Genomic DNA, 19,335 nt, shown 5'->3' with positions numbered 1-19,335 from the left:
AAGGTAGCAGGGCTTTGGGGAGGCTCAAGGGAGAATGGCTTGGGCAGGGCAAATGATGTGGGCAACAAGGGTGTTTGGCGTTACCAAAGGGCATGGGCAAGATAGCAGAAACCGAACTTTATGCGCCGGTCAAAACGTGGCTGGAGGCGCGGGGCTTTGAAGTGAAGGCCGAAGTTGGCGCGGCGGATGTTGTTGCGATGAAAGATGGCGAAGAGCCTGTTATCATTGAATTAAAAACCTCTTTCTCGCTCGTGTTGTTGCAACAGGCCGTCGCGCGTCAGGCGGTGACGGATGCGGTTTATGTGGCTGTGCCGCGTTGGAAAGGGCGCACCGGGTGGAAGGCGTTTTCCGGCAACATCGGTCTGTGCAAGCGGCTGGGGCTTGGGGTGCTTTCGGTGCGGGTCAAAGACAGCGCTGTGGAAGTGCATTGCGATCCTGCGCCATTTCAACCGCGTAAGTCGAAGGTCCGTAAGGCGCGGCTTTTGAAGGATTTTTCCCGTCTTGAAGGTGATCCCAACACCGGCGGGATGCGGGGCGAGAAAGTCACGGTGTATCGGCAGGACGCCGAAAAATGCGCGGTGTTTCTCAATGAAAACGGGGCGTCGCGTGGGCGCGACGTGGCCCAAGGTACGGGCGTTGAGAAAGCCACGACGATGATGCGCGACAATCATTATGGCTGGTTTGAGAAGGTCGACAAGGGCGTCTACATGCTGAGCGAGACCGGGGTGTCTGCACTGTCGCATGGTGGCAATTTACCGAGGTTTTTACGGTCATAATCCACGTCGGTATCACGTCTGTATCGCGACTGTTTTGCAGAGGTGCATATTTCGGGGAGAAAGAACGCCTTTAAGCGTTTGCGCCCCGCACGGTGTTGCGCAAATTGGCGCAACAGGTGTAGGCGGTTTGGGACGACTTTGAAGGACAGCCCATGACCACCACGCTCATCGTTTTGGCCCACCCCAGCCGACAGTCTTTTACCGGTGCCTGGGCGGAGGCCTCGGCAGCAGCCTGCGCGGCGGCGGGACATGAGGTGTTGTGGAGCGACCTGTCGGCGCATCAATTTGAGGCCATCGAAGGCGCGTGCCATTTTGGACAGGACGCGGCCGGGCCGTTTGATCCACTGAAAGCCCATGAGGCGGCAGTGGCTGCGGGTACTGTGCCGATGGATATGGCGGCAGAGGCGGAGAAGATCCGGCAGGCGGATCAGATCATCTTTCACTTCCCGCTGTGGTGGTTTGCGCCGCCTGCGGTTCTGAAAGGCTGGTTTGATCGTGCGTTGATACACGGCGACTTGCACACGGTGGAGGAGCGGTTTGACACAGGTCGTTGCCGCGGAAAGCGGGCGCTGTTTTGTGTGACCACCGGGGCGAGCGCGGCGGAGTGCGGACCGGGCGGCAAAGAAGGGGACGTGAACCTGCTGCTGTGGCCGTCCGCCTATACGCTGCGGTATCTGGGGTTTGACGTGTATCAGCCCGAGGTGGTGCATGGTGTGCATGGGTATTTTGAGGGCTCTGAAGAGGCAGAATTGCAGGCGCGACTGGCGGGCGTGTTGGAAGGGCAGGCGGAGCTTGTGGCCGGATTGGAGGGGCGCGCGTTGATGCGGTTTAACGCGGATAGCGACTTTGATGAGTACGGGCGGTTGAAGGCCGGGGTAGAGGGTTTTTCGGCGTTCATCCGGTAGCGCGTCGGAGTGCCCGATCTGGACACTCCGGGCAAATTTAGCTGCGCGATGGATAGATACCCTGATCGGCCACGCAATAGAGTATGCCATCCGGTGCAAACCTCGTCAGATCAGGGACACCAAAGGTGGTGCGCCCATCGCCGCCATAGTTCGTGCCATACAGACTAAACAGGGCTTGGTTCGTTGCGATGGGAAGTATTTGGCCGTCTGCCTTGATGTAGCCGCGGGGACAGAACGTGCCACCAAACATCAGAATTTCGCCTATGAAGTCGCCATCGCCTGCCTGAGCGGGTGCGGTTGTGAAAAGTGCGGCGGCAGCGGTGGCAGCGAGAGTAAGGTGTTTGATCATCGGTGATCCCTTGGTGTGGTTGTGCGAGTGATCATACCTTAGCGCTGGCTCCTGTGATTGGGCGAACTATTTCAGGAATGGCCTTTGAGGAGGGCTTCCCAAAGGAAAAAGGGCCGCCCGAAGGCGACCCTTTCATAATATTCGGTGAGCTGCTTTCGGCAGATTGGCCCGAGGGCCAATCGCCTGACGCTGTCACACTTCGCAAAGCGAAGTATGATTACATCATGCCGCCCATGCCGCCCATGCCACCCATGTCAGGCATGCCGCCGCCGGCTGCGCCGCCGTCTTTGGCTGGCTTGTCAGCAACCATAGCTTCGGTGGTGATCAGCAGGCCCGCGATGGAGGCTGCGTCTTCCAGAGCTGTGCGTGCCACTTTGGCCGGGTCGATCACACCAAATGCGAACATGTCACCATATTCTTCGGTCTGAGCGTTGAAGCCAAAGTTGTTGTCGGAAGATTCACGGATCTTGCCCGCAACAACCGCACCGTCAACACCAGCGTTTTCAGCGATCTGACGCAGAGGCGCTTCGATGGCTTTACGCACGATCACGATACCAGCGTTCTGGTCAGCGTTTGCGCCTTCCAGAGATTCCAGAGCTTTGCCAGCTTGGATCAGAGCAACGCCACCACCAACGATCACGCCTTCTTGGACAGCAGCGCGGGTTGCGTTCAGAGCATCGTCAACACGATCTTTGCGCTCTTTCACTTCAACTTCGGTCATGCCGCCAACACGGATCACAGCAACACCGCCTGCCAGTTTGGCAACGCGCTCTTGCAGCTTCTCACGGTCGTAGTCGGAAGAAGTTTCTTCGATCTGCGTGCGGATCTGAGCCACACGTGCTTCGATCTCAGCTTTCTCGCCAGCACCGTCAACGATGGTTGTTTCGTCTTTGGTGATTTCGATTTTCTTGGCTGTGCCCAGCATGTCCATGGTCACGGACTCAAGCTTCATGCCGAGATCTTCGGAGATCACCTGACCACCGGTCAAAATGGCGATGTCCTGCAGCATGGCTTTGCGACGGTCGCCGAAACCAGGGGCTTTGACAGCAGCAATTTTCAGGCCGCCGCGCAGTTTGTTCACAACCAGAGTTGCCAGGGCTTCGCCTTCAACATCTTCAGCAATGATCAAGAGAGGCTTCTGAGACTGGATCACTTGCTCAAGCAGTGGCACCATGGACTGCAGGGAAGAGAGTTTCTTCTCGTGCAGCAGAACCATGCAGTCTTCGAGGTCTGCAATCATCTTGTCAGCGTTGGTCACGAAGTATGGGGAGAGGTAGCCGCGGTCGAACTGCATGCCCTCAACAACATCGGTTTCTGTTTCCAGACCTTTGTTTTCCTCAACGGTGATAACACCCTCGTTGCCAACTTTCTGCATCGCGTCTGCGATCTGCTGGCCGATTTCAGCTTCGCCGTTGGCGGAGATGGTGCCAACCTGCGCAACTTCGTCGGAGTCTTTTACTTCGCGAGCGGAAGCAACAATGCTCTCAACAACTTTGGAAGTCGCCAGATCGATGCCGCGCTTCAGGTCCATTGGGTTCAGACCAGCTGCAACCTGCTTCAGGCCTTCTTTGACGATGGCTTGAGCCAGAACAGTCGCGGTGGTTGTGCCGTCGCCTGCTTCGTCGTTGGTGCGGGAAGCAACTTCCTTCACCATCTGTGCGCCCATGTTCTCGAACTTGTCTTCCAGTTCGATCTCTTTGGCGACAGAAACACCATCTTTGGTGATGCGTGGTGCGCCGAAGGATTTCTCCAGAACAACGTTACGGCCTTTTGGGCCGAGGGTCACTTTAACGGCGTCTGCCAGTACGTTCACGCCGCGCAGCATTGCGTTGCGCGCATCGGTGTCAAATTTGACGTCTTTTGCCATGATATTGGCTCCTAAATTCGTAAATGTCGGTCAGACGATCAGGCAATGATGCCCATGATGTCGGATTCTTTCATGATCAGCAGCTCTTCACCGTCAACGGTGACTTCGGTGCCGGACCATTTGCCGAACAGGACAGTGTTGCCTGCTTTGACGTCGAGCTCGACGCGTGCGCCTTTGTCGTCACGCAGGCCAGCGCCCACGGATACAACTTCGCCTTCGGCTGGTTTTTCTTTGGCGCTTTCTGGAATGATCAGACCGCCGGCGGTTTTTTCGTCGCTTTCAACGCGGCGTACAAGTACGCGGTCGTGCAGTGGTGTAAAAGCCATGACTAGGTTTCCCTAAACTAGAGTGTCTCCCTGACTCCTCAGCGGAGTCGTTATCACTCCCCGTAGGCGAGTGCTAACGGCGAAAGAGGTAGGGGTGCAATCGGGGGGAGTCAACGGCGTTGCGTGACATTTTTTGAGGCAAACGGCATGGCGCTGTGCTGCGCGGGCCGTTGTTACCGGGATACGACGGCAAATTTTAATAAGACGGAGTGGATTTTTTGAAGTTCCTCAGACATTTGTGATTTCACCAAGTCAATCGAGTTTGAAAAAGCACATTTTAGCGTGCCATCTGCTTTCACTTCGTTTCTCTGCGAGACGGGACACATATTGCCGGTCATCTCGGAGGATGTGCCACCCAAAGATTTGGTGGCGACTTTTGTCGTGTAGGTTTCGCCGGCGTTCACCGTGAATCTCCTATTTTCCAGTTTTGGCTTTCCGCTTCCGATGTTCACAACAAAATCTAATGAAAACTCGAGATCGATTGCGCAGGAATTTCGCACTTTGGCGCCAAAGTAATTGTGCTTGTACTGGGACGTGATTTTGGCACATTTTTTACCGGCGTCATGATCCTTAAGATAGGAATTAGTCGATGCAATTCTGTGGCGCGCGTCCAGGAGGGTTTGGTCGATATTGGATGTTGTGGCGCGGATCGTTTTGAGGTCTGCCTCCATGTTTTGTTGGGAGAACTTCGTGTATTTGGGGGGGGGTGGCTTCTCGGGCAAGCAGTGCACGCCGCAGATCAGAAAGCAGCTCTGAGCGCAGGTTGAAGGCGTTTTCCACCTCCAATTTCAAGTGCTCAGGAGTTTGGTCCGGGTTCAGTTCAAATTGGTCTACCGAAAACTTTACGACATCGTGATAAAAACGCGCGGTTTCAGTGACCTGTATGTCGTAGGCTTCTTTGAAAACCGAAGCGCTGTCTTTCAGGTAGCCCAGCATTTTCTGGCGTTCACGCCTAAACGAGCCGACGTACATGTAGGACAGACCTGATGATTTTTTCTCGATCTCGGAAAAATACATCCGGGCGTAATAAAACTTAGCTGTCCGGGCGTCGGCACCGCCCAGTGCAATGGACATTTCGTAGTGAATCTGAGCCAACAATTGGTCCTTATGCACGCCTATGCCGGTTTCATACATGTAGCCCAAATGGCCGTAGGCATCAGCACGGCCCAACTCGCCAGCTCTCTCAAACAAGGGTATTGCCTTGGATCTCAGGCCGGATTCTTTGGCGTGAAACGCATAGTACTGCCCCAGAAACAAGAGTGAGTGGCCGTGATCCTGTTGGCTTGGTCGCTCTAGAAGTCTCGCCGCTTTGGGCCAGTCTTGAGGGGTGCCAAAATCGCCAAAAATATATCCCATGGCCAACCAATAGGTGCCAAGCACGTGGCCTTTGTCGGCGGCAATGCGGAAGTGTTTTTCATTGTTGGCCGGATCTTTGTTGACGTAATATGCCCGCCCCAGTGCAAAATGGTATCTCGGGTCGCCAATCTCTGTGGCGCGTAAACAGGCATCAATGGCCGCATCCACATGTTGCGCGATGCCAGAGGAGGTCAAGCCGGGGAAATTGCTGGCTTCATCGTTGGGGTGGGCGGCCAGTTCTTCGCAGCGATCGCCAATCGCCAGCAAGTCTGCGGAAGGGGATTGGGATGGCGTTTCAGTGGTGGGAACGACAGCGGTTTTTTCCACGGGCGGCGGGTTTACGGTGCCGCCGAGGTCGGCAATCATGATCTGCGCCAACGCGACAAAACTGCCTTCGGGGTAGGCGGCCAAGTAGGCCTGAAGCAATTCCAAATTTCCCGATGAGCCCACAGACTCCCAAAAGGCCAGTTCGGTGGCGTCGGCGGTTTGTGCGCCAACGGGTGTGGTCACGTGGCCAAGTCACACGATGGACAGCGCCAAAGCTCGCGCCGCGTTATTTAGTGCTTTCATGAAATTTGTGGCCCCGTACTTGAAGTTGCTGCACACTAGCAGGCGGGCCAGCTTTAGGAAGGCATTTTTGGTGCGCAGTAGAAAGCTTAGCACGCCAAAAAGCGTGCGAGGTGATCAAGGTGGCGCATGTCAGTGCCGCAGCAACCGCCGAGAACACGTAGGTGCGGGTGGGTCTGGCGCAGGTTGGCCAACTGTCGGCCAAGTTCTGCCGGGTTTCCCGCGTCCAGCTCTGAGGCGTTGTCCAATTCCGCATGGCTGCAGCGGGAGGCGTTGGCCACGATACCGCCGACGCGGCGGGCCCACGAGGCGTCGGTCAGGACATGCGTGAAATGGTCCGGGTGGGCACAGTTGATCATGTAGTATGCGGCGTAACCGTTTGTGGCGGCATCGACCTGTGAGATTGCGGCCTCCAATGTGCCGCCGGTTGGCAGCAGGCCGTTGGTTTCCACGGTGAAGGCAATCACGCAGGGCATGTAATAGTCGCGGCAGGCCTGCAAAATGCCAATGGCTTCAGTTGGGTCCGCCATGGTGTAGGCGGTGATCAGGTCCGCGTCAGTTGCGGCAAGCGTGGCGATTTGGCGGATGTGGTAGGCGGCGGCCTCGTCGGCTGTCATCTGGGTTTCGGGCGCATAGGCGTCATGGCGCGGGCCAATGTTGGCGCTGATCAAGGTGGGGAGGTCGCCAAGCGTGGGGCGGAGCTCTGACAGAAGGGCAATGGCGTCGAGGTTGGCGGCTGCGACGGCGCGGGCGTCATAGCCCAAAGGCGCGGCGCGGTCGGCGCTGGCCACCCAGGTGGCGCTTTCCAGGATTACGCCGAGGTTTGCGCGAGATGCGATGGCGGCGAGGTCGGTGGCATAGCGGGTGAGATGCGCGCGGCCCTCTGGCGTTTGCAGTAGGGGGAAGCTGGCAAAGCCTGGCAGGTCGATGCCCTGGGTGAAGATGAGATCGGTTTCCATGCCGGTATAGGTCAGGAAGGTTTTGGGACCTTGATGCGGCAGGGGGCGGGGCATGAGTGATCCTTGTTGGCGATAATTCTACTTACCATGTTTTGGGGTAGCCATCCTATAGACTATTGGTTGGTCGAATGGTGTTGGGGGCGCTGCGCTATTAAAAGAATAGGTCGACCACAGGTTTAAGAAGTTAAGTGATCCTACGAGATTGCGTGTAGCCCTTGGCGAGGGCAGATTAGAACACAAGTATGCCCCTTTGTTGGTTGTTGGAGGTTTGGCGTTGAAACTATCTTTGGATGGTCCAATTTGGACCCGGCTGTATGGGCCTTATGGGGTGCAACCTGTGGCGTCTACTCTCGAAAGTTTGTCGTGTGATTGGCAACAAGCTGTGGCCGATGACCTGTATTGGGAGCGTCTCCATCATCAAGAAACGCTCTATCCCGTGACCTATGCGGCGCTGCCATGGCTTTGGGAAATTGCTCCCAAAGATGCCGCCAATTTAGACTTTTTCTCGCAGGTGTTGTTTTGCGCAACTGCCCCGGATGGTGACGCGTTGAATGGGTTGGATTTGGACGTCACGGCACATGCGCATAAATGGTTGGCGCAAGACATCTTACTGACGTGGGATGATATGAATGTGCTGTCTGGACCGCGCGACTGGTTTTTGGGGCACAAAATCGAAATTGCGGACGCATGTCTTGCCGCGCTGCCACAGACATTATCTGAAAGCAGCGCTGCTCATTTACTGGCAGGGCCATGTGTCTGTGCTCATGCTGCCACCCTGGCGGAGGCGCTCCGTATGGTGGCGAATGGCCTGTCGACCGTTGAGATCGGAGAGGATTTGGAGCCTTTTGACAGCGATGACAAACGGATGTTGCAGAGGGTGCTTCCGAGGATCGAGCAATCGCAGCCTGCCCTCGCATTGGGACTGCGAGATGTGGCCTCTCACATGCAGGTCTTACAGGGCTTGGACCCTATCTGGGAAGATTGTACAAAAACCGGGGACTTGTTCACGCGCGGCAAATGACGTCCGGTGCGCAACGTGAATTACAAATCACCTGGCCTTTGGTTTGGGGGAGAGCAGGAGGCACGACATGCAGATCACCGCAAATGGCATTCAGATTGAGGTAGAGACCTTTGGTCCGCAGGACGGTGTACCGATGGTGTTCATTCGCGGGTTGGGCTCGCAGCTGATCCATTGGCCCGCGGAGCTTTACGAAGGGCTGGCGGCGCAAGGCTATCGCGTGGTGCTGTTTGACAACCGGGATGTGGGCTTGTCGCAGCGCTGTCCCAAAGACGGTGTGGCGAGCGGGGCGGAGGAGATCACGGCGGCGGCGTTGGCTGGGGCGCCTGTGCCTGCGGCCTATACGCTGAACGATATGGCGAAAGACGTCGTGGGCGTGATGGACGCGCTGGGACTGCCGAAAGCGCATGTGTTTGGCATGTCGATGGGGGGGGCGATCACGCAGCTTTTGTGCATCGATCATGCCGACCGCCTGTTGAGCGCAACCATTGTGATGGCCACTGCACGGACCTTTGCAGAGCGGGGCGGCAATGCGGAGTGGTTGGCAACCTTGTTGGCGCGGGATGTCGACCGTGAAACTCACATTAAAAATTGCATTGCGGAATATATCAATTGGGGTAGTCCAGCTTATCCAATGACCCAGGATGAAATCGCGATGCAGGCGGCGCAGGCTTATGATCGGGCGTTTGATCCGGAAGGCATCAATAGGCAGGTGCTGGCGGTGATTGCCTCCACAGATCGGCGGCAGGATCTGACCAAAGTGGCACTGCCGTGTCAGGTTATTCATGGGGAACAAGACACGCTGATCCCACCGGAGGCTGGCGCGGAGATTGCCGGGTTGATCCCAAATTGTGACCACCATCTGATTGAAGGCATGGGGCATGTGATCACGCCGAAACAGGCGTCAATGTTGGTGGAGATGATGCAGGATTTCATCACCCGTCGCGCGGGGTAGGGGCGTGGGTTGCTGGCGCTGCGGTGCAGCCCTATATCTATGCCAACTTTGATGGAGGTTTTATGGCCCAGAAACTGGATGCCTGATTTTGGCGGGTGGCAGAGCGCCCACCCGATGCACAGTCAAAACAGCGAAACCTGCGCAATTGCGCTGGGCGGTTGGTTTGTGCCTCTCCTTTTTTCTGATACGTTATGGCCAAGCCAAAACAGGTGTGGCCAATCCATGAGAGTACCTCAACAATGACACGGGACTATTCCCAATTTTTGCCAACATCTGGCACATCCGAAGCCAAAACACCCAAACGCGCTCCACTGGATATCCTTGGCTGGCAATCGTTTTTTGCCCAGCAAACGGATCTGGATATCTTGGACGCCACGCCGCCGGTTCGGGTGGTGGAAGTACACCGCAACGGATTGCGTGTGCGGGGCGACGGTATTGACGCCTTGGTGCCACCGGGGCCGGACGCCACGGTGGGGGACTGGTTGCTCTATGATGCGGAGTTGCCGATGCGCAGCGCTGTGTTGGAGCGCAAGAGTCTGTTCAAGCGGCGGGCGGCGGGACATGACCGCAGCCTTCAGATGATTGCGGCCAATGTGGACACGGCGTTTGTCGTGACCAGCTGTAATGACGATTTTAACGTGGCGCGGCTTGAACGGTATCTGGCGTTGGCATTTGAGGCGGAAGTGACGCCGGTGATTTTGCTGACCAAGGCGGATCTGTGTGAGGACACAGCGGCTTATGTGACGGATGCACAGTCGATTTCGGACCGGGTGCCGGTGGTGCTTTTGAATGCCAAAAGCGAGGAGCCAGCGGCGAAGCTCGCGGTTTGGTGCACGCCGGGGCAGACGATTGCCTTTCTCGGCACGTCAGGTGTGGGCAAATCCACCTTGGTGAACGCGCTGTTTGGCACAGAGCAGGCTGAAACCGGGGCGATCCGCGAAGATGACAGTCGTGGGAGGCACACCACCACCAGCCGACAGTTGCATTTCACGGAAAACGGCTTGGGCATCCTGGACACGCCGGGCATGCGGGAGTTGCAGCTGGCGGAAGCGGGCAGCGGTTTGGCGGATTTGTTTGCGGATGTTGTGGAGCTGGAGACGCAGTGCAAGTTCCGTGATTGCGCGCATGAAAGCGAGCCAGGCTGTGCCGTGCGGGCGGCAATTGAGGCCGGCACACTGGGCGCGGATCGCTTTGAACGGTGGCGCAAGCTGGAAGCGGAAGAGCGGCACAACACCGCGTCTTTGGCGGAAAAGCGGGCTTATGACAAAAACTTCGGCAAGATGATCAAGACCGTGACCAAAGCGCACAAAGGCCGCAAGGGGCGGCGCTAAGCAGCTTTGACGGTGGATTGATCAGGCGATTGCGGCGTGCGGAGTGATCCGGGCGCCGTTTTGCTGCGTATCCTAAATAATTCATCCTGACAGGCGACGGGAGGCGCGGGCCGGATGCATATGAGATTGCCAGTACGTGAACGGGTTCTGATGGCGCTGTTGAGCGGCGCTGTGTTGTTGGGGTGGGCGGCAAATGCCTCGGCCAATCCCGCAACACCGGCGCCGGAAGTGCGAAGCCTGCTGGGCCAACCGCAGGAGTTGGGGGCAGGGCAGTTCCGGTGGCTGGGTTTCAAAGTCTATGAGGCGCAGTTGTTTGCGCCACAGGGGCAGGGGTTTGATCGCAACGGGGCTTATGCGCTGGAAATCGAATACGCCCGTAAGATCAAACGCAAAATCTTGCTGAAAGCCAGCATGGACGAGATGATACGGATTGAAGGTGAGAGATCCGATCATGGGCAAATCCAGCAAAAGCTGACGGCTTGCTACCGTGATATTCAACCGGGCGACAGGATAGTGGCATCGCCGAACGGCGGAAATGTGCTGAAGTTCTGGGTGAACGGTCAGAGCACCTGCACATTGCAGCATAATGGTATTCGGGATCGCTATATGGCGATCTGGTTGAGCGACAAGGCGCGGGATCGCGGCTTTGCGCAACAGGTATTGGCCCGTCAGAAATAGCACTCGTTTCCGGCCCCTCTTTTATCCCCAGCACTATGGTTCCCTTTCCATGGTGCCCGGAAAACGGGTGCAATTTCACTGACAGGCCAATCGACCCCGCCTGAGAGTTTGGTCCTTCGAAGGCGGGGCAAGCGTGTGACCCGGCTTGCTTGCTCCGCCGGGTCACACGTGTCACGTAAGACCCCATGAAATTATTTTTTCTGACCGCTGTGACAATGACGGCTTTTGCCGCGAACTCCGTTCTCAACCGGGCTGCTGTGAGTGGTGCCGGTATGGAGGCGGTGGATTTTGGCGTGCTGCGATTGCTCAGCGGGGCCCTGGCGCTGGCAGCCCTGGTGGCTTGGCAAAAGCGCGGCTTTGCTCTGGGCGGCATTGGCCGTTGCGTCGCCGTTATGGGGTTGCTGGCTTACATCTTTGGGTTTTCGTTGGCCTATCGGGGGCTGGACGCGGGATTGGGCGCGTTGGTGCTGTTTGGCGTGGTGCAGATCACCATGTTTGGCGGCGCTGTGGCGGCGCAGGAAGAGGTGCCAACCACGCGCTGGACCGGGGCTGGTCTGGCGCTGGGCGGGTTGGTCTGGCTGTTGATGCCAAGCGGTGGCCCCGCGATATCGGTGCCGCATGTGGCCATGATGGCGGGCGCGGGGCTTGGCTGGGGCATCTATTCGCTGCAAGGGCGCAAAGAGGTCGATGCGACGCAGGCCACGGCAATGAATTTCATGTTGGCGGCACCGGTGGCTTTGGCGCTTGGCGCTGCTTTGGGTATGGACATGGAGATGTCAGCGGCCGGAGCGGCGCTGGCTGTGGTGTCAGGCGTGGTGACCTCTGGTCTGGGCTATGCGCTGTGGTATGCGATCCTGCCGAGTTTGGGCGCGAGCCGGGCAGCGGTGGCACAACTGTCCGTGCCGGTGATTGCCATGGCCGGTGGTATGGTGGTGTTGAGCGAGCCGCTGACGCTGCGCTTTGTGGGCGCGGCGGTGCTGGTGATCAGCGGCGTGTTGGTGTCGATGCGCAAGGCGTGAGGTTAGAATTTCAGCAGCGGCTCCAAAGCGTCGTAGTGCACACCGTTGCCCCATGCGACGTCGGGCAGGCTGAGCGGGCGGAAGGAGAGCTGTTCCAACTCTGTACGGCTGAAAAAGTGGCGTTTTGACACGACATGCTCTGGGTCTTGCCAGCTGTCGTCCAGTGTTCCGCCGGTGATGGAACAGCGAAAGAACAGGTCGACTTGGTGAAAGTCGCTGTCTTCATCGTGAAACTCATTGATCAGGCAGGGCGCGTCAACCGAGATGGTGAGGCCACATTCCTCATAGACTTCGCGGATCAGATTGTCCGCCAGGCTGCTGTGCTTTTCCACGCCGCCGCCGGGGGCGCACCACAGATCCCCCTTGTGATCAGGATAGGCGTTGACCAGCAGCAAGCGGTCTTCATGCAGGATGATGGCGCGGGCGGCGAGGCGCAACGGGCGCGACTTTGGTGGGCGAAGAGGTGCCATGCGTTCGGGTTCCGTAAGGTTTTTCCTTTTGTAGAGGGCGTTTCGGCCCTATCTCAAGTCTATGGTACGATTTTTGAAAATAGCGGCGGCGCTGGCCTTTGGGTGGAGCACGCAGAGTTTGGCGGAACAGCCGGCGGTAGAGGCGGATTTTGAGCCGCAGGAGTGTGTGATCCTGCTGCATGGGTTGGCGCGCTCAGAAAGTTCGTTTGTGCTGATGGAACTGGCGTTGGAGCGTTACGGCTACAAAGTGGTGCGCCTTGGGTATCCTTCAACGAAGAAAGAGATCGAAAGCCTCGCGGATATGACGCTGCCCAAAGCGGTGGCGCAATGCGGTTGGACCAAGGTGCATTTTGTGACCCACTCGATGGGTGGCATTTTGACTCGCGTGTGGCTTGAGGCGCACCGGCCGCCGGAATTGGGCCGTGTGGTGATGTTGGGGCCACCCAACCAAGGCTCTGAATTGGTCGACGAGTTCAGTTATCTGGAGCCGTTTGTGTGGCTCAACGGCCCGGCCGGTATGCAGCTTGGCACCGACGGGCTGCCTGCGAACCTGCCAGCGGTGGATTTCGAGCTGGGGGTGATTGCCGGGGACAAGTCGCTCAACCCTTATTACAGCAGCCTGATTGCCGGGCCGGATGACGGCAAAGTCTCGGTGAAAAGCACCAAGGTGGACGGCATGTCGGATCATATTGTGTTGCCGGTCACCCATACGTTTATGATGAACAACCCTATGGTGATTGTGCAAGTGCGTGAGTTTTTGGAGCACGGGAAGTTTGACCATGCGCTGGAGTGGGGCGATGCGGATGCAACTTTGCGCGAATTGCAGCGCCTTATCGATGTGGATGGCGACCCGGAAGCCAAGCAAGAAGATGATCTTTGGAATCGCATATGGAGCGAGATCATGGGGCCAAACAGTGCGGACCAAAGCGGTGTGACCAAGGACTGACGGATTTCGTTTTGCAGGGTGTTGAGGTGTGCTTTGGGGCTGGCCACGTCGCTGCGCTGTTTGTGGGTGCGGGGCTTTGCCCCGTCACCGCAGGGCGGTGACTCCCCAGGATTTTTAGAGAAAGCGAATGCACATGTCGGTGCGGGATTTTGAGTTTGGTGATTTGCAGGAGGTGCCGCGGGCGTTGCTGACGGCGCAGATGGCAGATCCGCGCGTGGCGGAGCATCTGCCACTGTTAGATGGCGGATTTGATCTGGAGGCGTTCTTGCGCGGCAAAGCGCAGCGCTGGGCTCAGGACGGGCTGGGCCATTGGGCGATTTGGCAAGGTGAAGTCTTTCTCGGCTGGGGTGGCTTTGAGAAAGAGGATGATGTCTGGGACTTTGGGCTGGTGCTGACACCGGAGGCCTTTGGGCAGGGGCAGGCGATCGCGCGGCAGGCACTGGCCTTTGCGCGGGAGGATGCACGGATTGAGGTGGTGCAGTTCCTGTTGGCCCCGACGCGGCGGTCGGTGAAAGCTTTGGCGCGGATGGGCGCCAAGGAGGTGGGGGAGGTCCGCTATGGCGGGCAGACCTTCCGCCGGTTTTTGCTGGATACGAAGAGTTAGTCGCGTTTGATGCGGTTGACGTGGCCCATTTTGCGGCCCGGTTTTGTCTCCGCTTTGCCGTAGAGGTGCACCGCGGTGTCGCGCTCGGTGAGCAGAGCTGGCAGCTGGTCCATGTCGTCACCAATCAGGTTTTCCATGACCACATCGCTGTGCCGTTGGCCGTCGCCCAGAGGCAGGCCGGTGACAGCGCGAATGTGCTGTTCAAACTGATCGACAGCGCAGCCATTTTGGGTCCAGTGGCCGGAGTTGTGCACCCGAGGGGCCACTTCGTTCACGATGAGGCCGTCTTTGGTAACAAACAGCTCCACGCCCATGACTCCGACATAATCCAGTTTGTTCAGAATGTTGGCGGCGAGCAGCACTGCGTCCATGCGCTGACCAGCCGACAGGCGGGCGGGCACGGTGGTGGTGGCAAGGATGCCATCTTTGTGCACGTTTTCGCCGGGGTCAAAGCAGGCGACCTGACCGTCGATGCCGCGGGCGGCAATCACCGAGACCTCGTGGGAGAAGTCGACAAAGCCTTCCAGCAGCGCTGGAGCGCCAGCCATGTCGGCAAGGGCTGCGTCGGCGTCTGCGGTGGTTTTCAGGCGGGCCTGGCCTTTGCCGTCATAGCCGAAGCGGCGGGTTTTCAGGATCGAAGGCGCGCCAATTTCGGCAACCGCTTTGGCCATGTCGTCCGCGTTGGTGACATCCGCAAAAGGTGCGGTTTTGAGGCCAAGTTCTTGCAGGAAAGCCTTTTCCGTCAAGCGGTCTTGAGAAATGCGCAGCGCTTCGCGGTTTGGCCGGATGGGCTTCTGGCTTTCCAGAATGTCCAGTGCCGCCGTGGGGATGTTCTCAAACTCATAGGTGATGACATCGACAGAGGCCGCAAAGGCGCGCAGGGCGTCAGCGTCTTCATAAGACGCGGTGGTGACGGCATTGGCCACTTCCCCTGCCGGCGGGTTGGCACCGGGCTCAAAGATGTGGGTTTTGTAGCCCAGACGGGAGGCTGCGACGGACAACATGCGGCCAAGCTGGCCACCGCCGAGGATGCCAATGGTGGCGCCGAGTTTAAGCGCTTCAGTCATCTTGCGGCTCATCCGGGATGGAGGCGGAGAGGGCGTCGCGCCAGGCGTCCAGACGTTCGGCCAGGTCAGCGTCATGCAGCGCCAGAATGCCGGCGGCCATTAGGCCCGCATTGGCGGCACCGGCGGCACCGATCGCCATGGTGGCAACAGGGAAACCCTTGGGCATCTGCACAATGGAATAAAGGCTGTCGACACCGGAAAGCGCGCGGGTTTGTACCGGCACACCGACCACAGGCACGCGGGTTTTTGACGCCATCATACCCGGCAGGTGGGCGGCGCCACCTGCGCCTGCGATGATCACCTGCAAACCACGACCTGCGGCTTCCTTGCCGTATGTCCAGAGGCGGTCCGGGGTGCGGTGGGCGGAGACAATCTTTTTCTCGTAAGAAATGCCCAGCTCTTCAAGGATGGTGGCTGCTTCTTTCATCGTGGGCCAGTCAGACTGGCTGCCCATGATGATTCCAACTTGAGGTGTGTCCGTCATATGCGCCTCTGAGATGAGAATTTGGATCGCGTTATAGACGGTTCAAGGATTTAAGCAATGCGGCGGGTTGGATCTGCAAAAAATGCCAAATGACCTACCTGAAGTGCTTTTGGTTGCGGTATTAGTGCAAATGCTAGCTACTTAAAAAACGCAAAAGCACCCTGCCAAATTGCAAGATGCTTTGCGGAAATGCGAGGTAAGGCGGGCGCTTTTGGGGCTTTTAGGCCGCCTGCTTCAGCGGGGCGCCTTTGCGCTTTGCGATGAAAGCGGCGCGGCGTGTGCCACGGGCCCAAGGCATTTGTGGCGCGTCTTTTTTGGATGCTGCAACAACGGATTTTACGAAGCGGCTCTGGGTTTTCATGTCTGCTCTCCTTGGCATGTCTTGGTCTCTTGTGGACCATTGTTTCCAACTTGAGATCAGTTTCGTGTCGAAATGGGGCGGAGATGCGGCAGGATTGGTCAGATTTGAGGAAAATAGCGCGTCAAATTTGAGTTATCCGGGAAAGTTATTTGTTTACAGTCTGATAGATGCGATCAGGCGACCGTAGTCAGCTTCTTTGGCATGGGTTGTGCGGCGGTATGAGTAGAATTTATCCGGATCCGAATAGGTGCAATGGCGCGTCCACGCTGCGTTTCCGATGTTTGCAGAGCGTAAACGATGCAATCCGTAGCCTGGCAGGTCGAAAAACTTGCGGTCGCCGCCGTCATCCGCGAAGAATCGGTTGTTGGAGATATCTTCTGCGAGGAAGGCGTCGAGAAATTCTGGACCCACTTCGTAGGCTGGCTGGCTGATGCAGGGGCCAATCACCGCGCTGATATTGGCGCGATGCGCGCCGAGGGCTTCCATCGCGTCCACTGTGGCCTCAAGTACGCCGTCCAGAGCGCCGCGCCATCCGGCGTGCGCCGCGCCAATCACACCGGCCTCGGCGTCGCAAAACAACACTGGCTGGCAATCTGCGGTGAGAATCGACAGGGCAAGGCCGGGGGTGGCGGTGACAAGGGCGTCAGCGCGGGGGCGCGTGCCGTCGATGGGCGCCGAAATCGTGGCCACGTCAGCAGAGTGGATTTGATGCACGCCAGCAAGGTGCGACAGGTCGACATCCATAGCGCTGGCTACGCGCTGGCGGTTGATGGTGACAATCTCAGTCTGGTCAGAGCTGCCAACACCACAGTTGAGACCGGCAAAAACACCAGAAGACGCGCCACCTCGACGGGTGAAGAACCCGTGGCGCACGGGGGCAAGCAAGTCCGAGGTCAGAATCTCAAGCGTCATGTGTGGTGCATCCTGGTGGAGGGGTGCCGTTTTCCGGAAAGAGCGCGAGCACTTTGAACAGGTTTCCCATTTCCTCGGGGTGCGTCAAGCGGCGATGGGCGGCGATGTGCGATTGCAGGGCGGGGCCTGCGAGTTTGGTGGCCAAGGATTGCGCGCGGGGCGTGATGCCGAGCTGCTCCAGAAACACGCCTTGCGGGGTCAGTTTACTGTGGGCGCAGGGGGCGGCTTGGGCAAGGGCCTCAAAGTCAACATGGGCGGTGATGTCCGCGTCGCCGGGGGCGGCGAGCGGGTTTGCGTATTCGTGGTTTTGCAGGGCCTGCAGGGTGTCGCCCCTTGAGCGCCAGTCGCCGTAATCGATGAGCAGCGCAGCGCCGCCATGATCGCGGATGCGGGTGCCGATTTCGTTGGCAACGGAAAAGGCCGGGGCGCAGGTTTCGACAATCATGTCCTGCGTTGTGTCCGCGAGGCGGTGTTCGAGCTGTGGCTGCGGCAGTTCGGGACCAAATGCAAAAGTCAGGGCGCCATCGCGCATGGCAATCAGGCGTTCGTGCCAGCCGGTCGGGCCGCGTTGGAATTGACGGATGGGCAGTGCGTCGAAGAATTCGTTGGCCACTAGAAAGAGCGGCTGCAGTGGCAAGGTGTCCACTGTATCGTGGTGCGTTAGGTCAACCGCGATGGTCTCGCGTTGTTTGGCGCGCAGGGTGGGCGAGACTTCGACAAGGTGGATCTGTGCCGCTGCGTGAAAGTTGGGCACGGCGCGGGTGGCACGTAGGATGTCAGCCATAAGTGTGCCGCGACCGGGGCCAAGTTCGGCCAGTGTGAAAGGCGCGGGGGCGCCTTGGTCGAGCCAGCTTTGCGCCAGCGCGAGGCCGACAAGTTCGCCAAACATCTGGCTGATTTCTGGCGCGGTGGTGAAATCGCCCTCGGCACCTAGCGGATCGCGTGTGGTGTAGTAACCCAGCGTGGGATGCAGCAGCGCTTCGCCCATGAAGTCGGCCACGGTCATGGGGCCGTGGGCTTCGATACGCGCCAGTAGGTGTTGGGCGAGGTCGGTCATGGGTGGCGCTTGGCACGTAGGATCAGATACGCGCCAAGGGCGATCATCGGCAGGGATAGCAGTTGGCCCATGGTGAAGCCATAGCCGCCAAATTGCAGGGCGAGGCCAAGCGGGTTGCCTTCGGAGATGAACTGCGCGTCTGGCTGGCGGAAGAACTCGACAATGAAACGAGCAAGGCCGTAACCAACAAAAAACGTGCCGGTGATGGTGCCGGGGGCTTTCAAAGCGCCACGACGATAGGCGAGGTAGAGCAGGGCGACGCCGAGGATCAGACCTTCCATCAGGGCTTCGTACAGCTGCGACGGGTGGCGGGCGCAGAGGGCGGCAAGCTGGCCGCAGTCTTGTGCGGCGTGGCCGGGGAAGATCACGCCCCATGGCAGGTCGGTAGGGCGGCCCCAGAGTTCGGCATTGATGAAGTTGGCGATGCGGCCCAGGAACAGGCCGATTGGCACGCCAAGCGCCATCGCGTCGCCAACTTGTAGTTTGATCAGGCTGTGTTTGTGGCAATAGAGCCAACCCGCCACGATGACACCCAACATGCCGCCGTGAAATGACATGCCGCCGTCCCAGATGCGGATGATGTCGCCGGGATTGGCGAGGTAGAAGGCGGGTTTGTAAAACAGCACATAGCCCAAGCGGCCCCCGGCGATCACGCCAAGAATGACCCAGGTGAGTAGGTCTTCGATCTGACGGGCGGTGATGGGGGCGGTATCATTAGGCCAAAGCGCGGGGCGGTTCACAGTGGCGACCACAATGCGCCAGCCGATCAGGATGCCAACGATGTAGGCCAAGGCGTACCAGCGCAGAGCAAACTCCATGCCAAAGGCGGAGATGGTGAAGATTTCCGGCGAGATGTTTGGGAACTGAATGGGACTGCTCCATGCGCGTGTGTTTGCGCCACAAGTGGCCTTTCCCTTGCGACAAAGTCAACCTTGTGTCTGAGCGGGATGGTGCCCATATAGGCAGTCAGGATCACAATGCGGAGAGAGCGATGCAAACCCGGAACAAGTTCATGGACGACATGTCTCAGTTGATGACCAACGCCATGGGTGTGGCTCAGGGCGCCAAAGATGAGGCCGACAACGCGATGAAGTCGATGCTGGATCGTTGGCTGGCGGATCGGGATTTTGTCACCCGCGAAGAGTTTGATGCGGTGCGGGGCATGGCGCAGAAAGCCCGCGAAGAGAACGAAGCCCTGAAAGCGCGGATTGAGGCGCTGGAAGGCAAAGCGGGCTGATTGGCCCTGACAGTGCTGATTTGAAGGAGGCTGGCGCAAAACGCTGGCCTTTTTTTGTGCCTGGCTCACCTCCTCAAAACGGTGATTTCAC

The 19,335-nt window shown here is 58.3% G+C and carries 23 protein-coding genes; 10 read left to right on the top strand and 13 right to left on the bottom strand.

Features of this window, described 5'->3' with window-relative positions:
- The first annotated feature begins 92 nt into the window (after positions 1 to 92).
- Both QOL67_RS14395 and QOL67_RS14390 read left to right on the top strand, forming a co-directional pair.
- A complete protein-coding gene (locus QOL67_RS14395; RefSeq protein ID WP_283426665.1) occupies positions 93 to 776 on the top strand; it encodes a DUF2161 domain-containing phosphodiesterase in 684 nt (227 codons plus the stop codon).
- Positions 777 to 928: 152 nt separating this feature from the next.
- A complete protein-coding gene (locus QOL67_RS14390) occupies positions 929 to 1,681 on the top strand; it encodes an NAD(P)H-dependent oxidoreductase (protein ID WP_283426664.1) in 753 nt (250 codons plus the stop codon).
- A 37-nt stretch (positions 1,682 to 1,718) separates the two neighbouring features.
- Here QOL67_RS14390 and QOL67_RS22025 read toward each other — a convergent pair whose 3' ends face one another.
- The 6 genes from QOL67_RS22025 to QOL67_RS14360 all read right to left on the bottom strand — a co-directional run bounded on the left by QOL67_RS22025 (position 1,719) and on the right by QOL67_RS14360 (position 7,159).
- On the bottom strand, positions 1,719 to 2,030 hold the full coding sequence (locus QOL67_RS22025) for a phage tail protein (RefSeq protein WP_346770611.1): 312 nt from the start codon (positions 2,028 to 2,030) through the stop codon (positions 1,719 to 1,721).
- Between the two features lie 217 nt (positions 2,031 to 2,247).
- Positions 2,248 to 3,900 (bottom strand): chaperonin GroEL, encoded by a 1,653-nt coding sequence (groL, locus tag QOL67_RS14380; protein WP_283426856.1) that lies wholly within the window; start codon positions 3,898 to 3,900, stop codon positions 2,248 to 2,250.
- A gap of 35 nt (positions 3,901 to 3,935) precedes the next feature.
- Positions 3,936 to 4,223 carry a co-chaperone GroES gene (locus tag QOL67_RS14375; RefSeq protein WP_283426663.1) on the bottom strand — a complete coding sequence of 96 codons (288 nt, stop codon included), beginning with the start codon at positions 4,221 to 4,223 and terminating at the stop codon, positions 3,936 to 3,938.
- Between the two features lie 173 nt (positions 4,224 to 4,396).
- Complete coding sequence (locus QOL67_RS14370) at positions 4,397 to 4,627, bottom strand: hypothetical protein (RefSeq protein ID WP_283426662.1); 231 nt, start codon at positions 4,625 to 4,627, stop codon at positions 4,397 to 4,399.
- A gap of 178 nt (positions 4,628 to 4,805) precedes the next feature.
- The gene (locus QOL67_RS14365) at positions 4,806 to 6,089 is read right to left on the bottom strand and encodes a tetratricopeptide repeat protein (RefSeq protein ID WP_283426661.1); all 1,284 of its coding nucleotides are present in this window, start codon (positions 6,087 to 6,089) and stop codon (positions 4,806 to 4,808) included.
- Between the two features lie 146 nt (positions 6,090 to 6,235).
- Positions 6,236 to 7,159, bottom strand: a complete 924-nt coding sequence (locus QOL67_RS14360; protein ID WP_283426660.1) for a homocysteine S-methyltransferase family protein — start codon at positions 7,157 to 7,159, stop codon at positions 6,236 to 6,238.
- A gap of 220 nt (positions 7,160 to 7,379) precedes the next feature.
- On the opposite strand from QOL67_RS14360, the gene QOL67_RS14355 reads away from it, so the two are divergent.
- The 5 genes from QOL67_RS14355 to QOL67_RS14335 all read left to right on the top strand — a co-directional run bounded on the left by QOL67_RS14355 (position 7,380) and on the right by QOL67_RS14335 (position 12,106).
- A complete protein-coding gene (locus QOL67_RS14355; RefSeq protein ID WP_283426659.1) occupies positions 7,380 to 8,126 on the top strand; it encodes a hypothetical protein in 747 nt (248 codons plus the stop codon).
- 67 nt (positions 8,127 to 8,193) lie between these two features.
- Complete coding sequence (locus QOL67_RS14350; RefSeq protein WP_283426658.1) at positions 8,194 to 9,078, top strand: alpha/beta fold hydrolase; 885 nt, start codon at positions 8,194 to 8,196, stop codon at positions 9,076 to 9,078.
- 239 nt (positions 9,079 to 9,317) lie between these two features.
- The gene (gene rsgA / locus QOL67_RS14345; RefSeq protein WP_283426657.1) at positions 9,318 to 10,409 is read left to right on the top strand and encodes a ribosome small subunit-dependent GTPase A; all 1,092 of its coding nucleotides are present in this window, start codon (positions 9,318 to 9,320) and stop codon (positions 10,407 to 10,409) included.
- Positions 10,410 to 10,523: 114 nt separating this feature from the next.
- Complete coding sequence (locus QOL67_RS14340) at positions 10,524 to 11,087, top strand: chalcone isomerase family protein (protein ID WP_283426656.1); 564 nt, start codon at positions 10,524 to 10,526, stop codon at positions 11,085 to 11,087.
- 185 nt (positions 11,088 to 11,272) lie between these two features.
- Positions 11,273 to 12,106: a DMT family transporter gene (locus QOL67_RS14335; RefSeq protein ID WP_283426655.1), complete on the top strand. Its 834-nt coding sequence runs from the start codon at positions 11,273 to 11,275 to the stop codon at positions 12,104 to 12,106.
- A 2-nt stretch (positions 12,107 to 12,108) separates the two neighbouring features.
- On the opposite strand, the gene QOL67_RS14330 is transcribed toward QOL67_RS14335, so the two are convergent.
- Positions 12,109 to 12,576, bottom strand: a complete 468-nt coding sequence (locus QOL67_RS14330) for an NUDIX domain-containing protein (protein WP_283426654.1) — start codon at positions 12,574 to 12,576, stop codon at positions 12,109 to 12,111.
- Positions 12,577 to 12,637: 61 nt separating this feature from the next.
- Between QOL67_RS14330 and QOL67_RS14325 the strand changes: the two genes are divergently transcribed.
- Complete coding sequence (locus tag QOL67_RS14325; protein ID WP_283426653.1) at positions 12,638 to 13,522, top strand: esterase/lipase family protein; 885 nt, start codon at positions 12,638 to 12,640, stop codon at positions 13,520 to 13,522.
- Positions 13,523 to 13,655: 133 nt separating this feature from the next.
- Entirely contained in the window at positions 13,656 to 14,126 is a 471-nt protein-coding gene (locus QOL67_RS14320) for a GNAT family N-acetyltransferase (RefSeq protein WP_283426652.1), read from the top strand.
- Here the strand turns inward: QOL67_RS14320 and QOL67_RS14315 are convergent.
- The 6 genes from QOL67_RS14315 to lgt all read right to left on the bottom strand — a co-directional run bounded on the left by QOL67_RS14315 (position 14,123) and on the right by lgt (position 18,876).
- Positions 14,123 to 15,193, bottom strand: coding sequence for a 5-(carboxyamino)imidazole ribonucleotide synthase (locus tag QOL67_RS14315; protein ID WP_283426651.1), 1,071 nt, complete (start codon positions 15,191 to 15,193; stop codon positions 14,123 to 14,125). The genes QOL67_RS14320 and QOL67_RS14315 overlap by 4 nt on opposite strands.
- Entirely contained in the window at positions 15,186 to 15,677 is a 492-nt protein-coding gene (gene purE / locus QOL67_RS14310) for a 5-(carboxyamino)imidazole ribonucleotide mutase (protein ID WP_283426650.1), read from the bottom strand. Before purE ends, QOL67_RS14315 begins: the two co-directional genes overlap by 8 nt.
- Positions 15,678 to 15,897: 220 nt before the next feature.
- Positions 15,898 to 16,038 carry a hypothetical protein gene (locus QOL67_RS14305; protein WP_283426649.1) on the bottom strand — a complete coding sequence of 47 codons (141 nt, stop codon included), beginning with the start codon at positions 16,036 to 16,038 and terminating at the stop codon, positions 15,898 to 15,900.
- 153 nt (positions 16,039 to 16,191) lie between these two features.
- A complete protein-coding gene (pgeF, locus tag QOL67_RS14300; RefSeq protein WP_283426648.1) occupies positions 16,192 to 16,950 on the bottom strand; it encodes a peptidoglycan editing factor PgeF in 759 nt (252 codons plus the stop codon).
- Positions 16,940 to 18,007, bottom strand: a complete 1,068-nt coding sequence (locus QOL67_RS14295) for a class I SAM-dependent methyltransferase (protein ID WP_283426647.1) — start codon at positions 18,005 to 18,007, stop codon at positions 16,940 to 16,942. Before QOL67_RS14295 ends, pgeF begins: the two co-directional genes overlap by 11 nt.
- Positions 18,004 to 18,876: a prolipoprotein diacylglyceryl transferase gene (gene lgt, locus QOL67_RS14290; RefSeq protein WP_283426855.1), complete on the bottom strand. Its 873-nt coding sequence runs from the start codon at positions 18,874 to 18,876 to the stop codon at positions 18,004 to 18,006. Before lgt ends, QOL67_RS14295 begins: the two co-directional genes overlap by 4 nt.
- Before the next feature lie 122 nt (positions 18,877 to 18,998).
- Between lgt and QOL67_RS14285 the strand changes: the two genes are divergently transcribed.
- Positions 18,999 to 19,244, top strand: coding sequence for an accessory factor UbiK family protein (locus QOL67_RS14285; RefSeq protein WP_164645417.1), 246 nt, complete (start codon positions 18,999 to 19,001; stop codon positions 19,242 to 19,244).
- Positions 19,245 to 19,335 lie beyond the last annotated feature (91 nt).

This window comes from Shimia sagamensis, from assembly GCF_900182745.1.
GTDB classification, from domain to species: domain Bacteria; phylum Pseudomonadota; class Alphaproteobacteria; order Rhodobacterales; family Rhodobacteraceae; genus Shimia; species Shimia sagamensis.
This window is presented reverse-complemented; position numbering and strand designations above follow the sequence as displayed.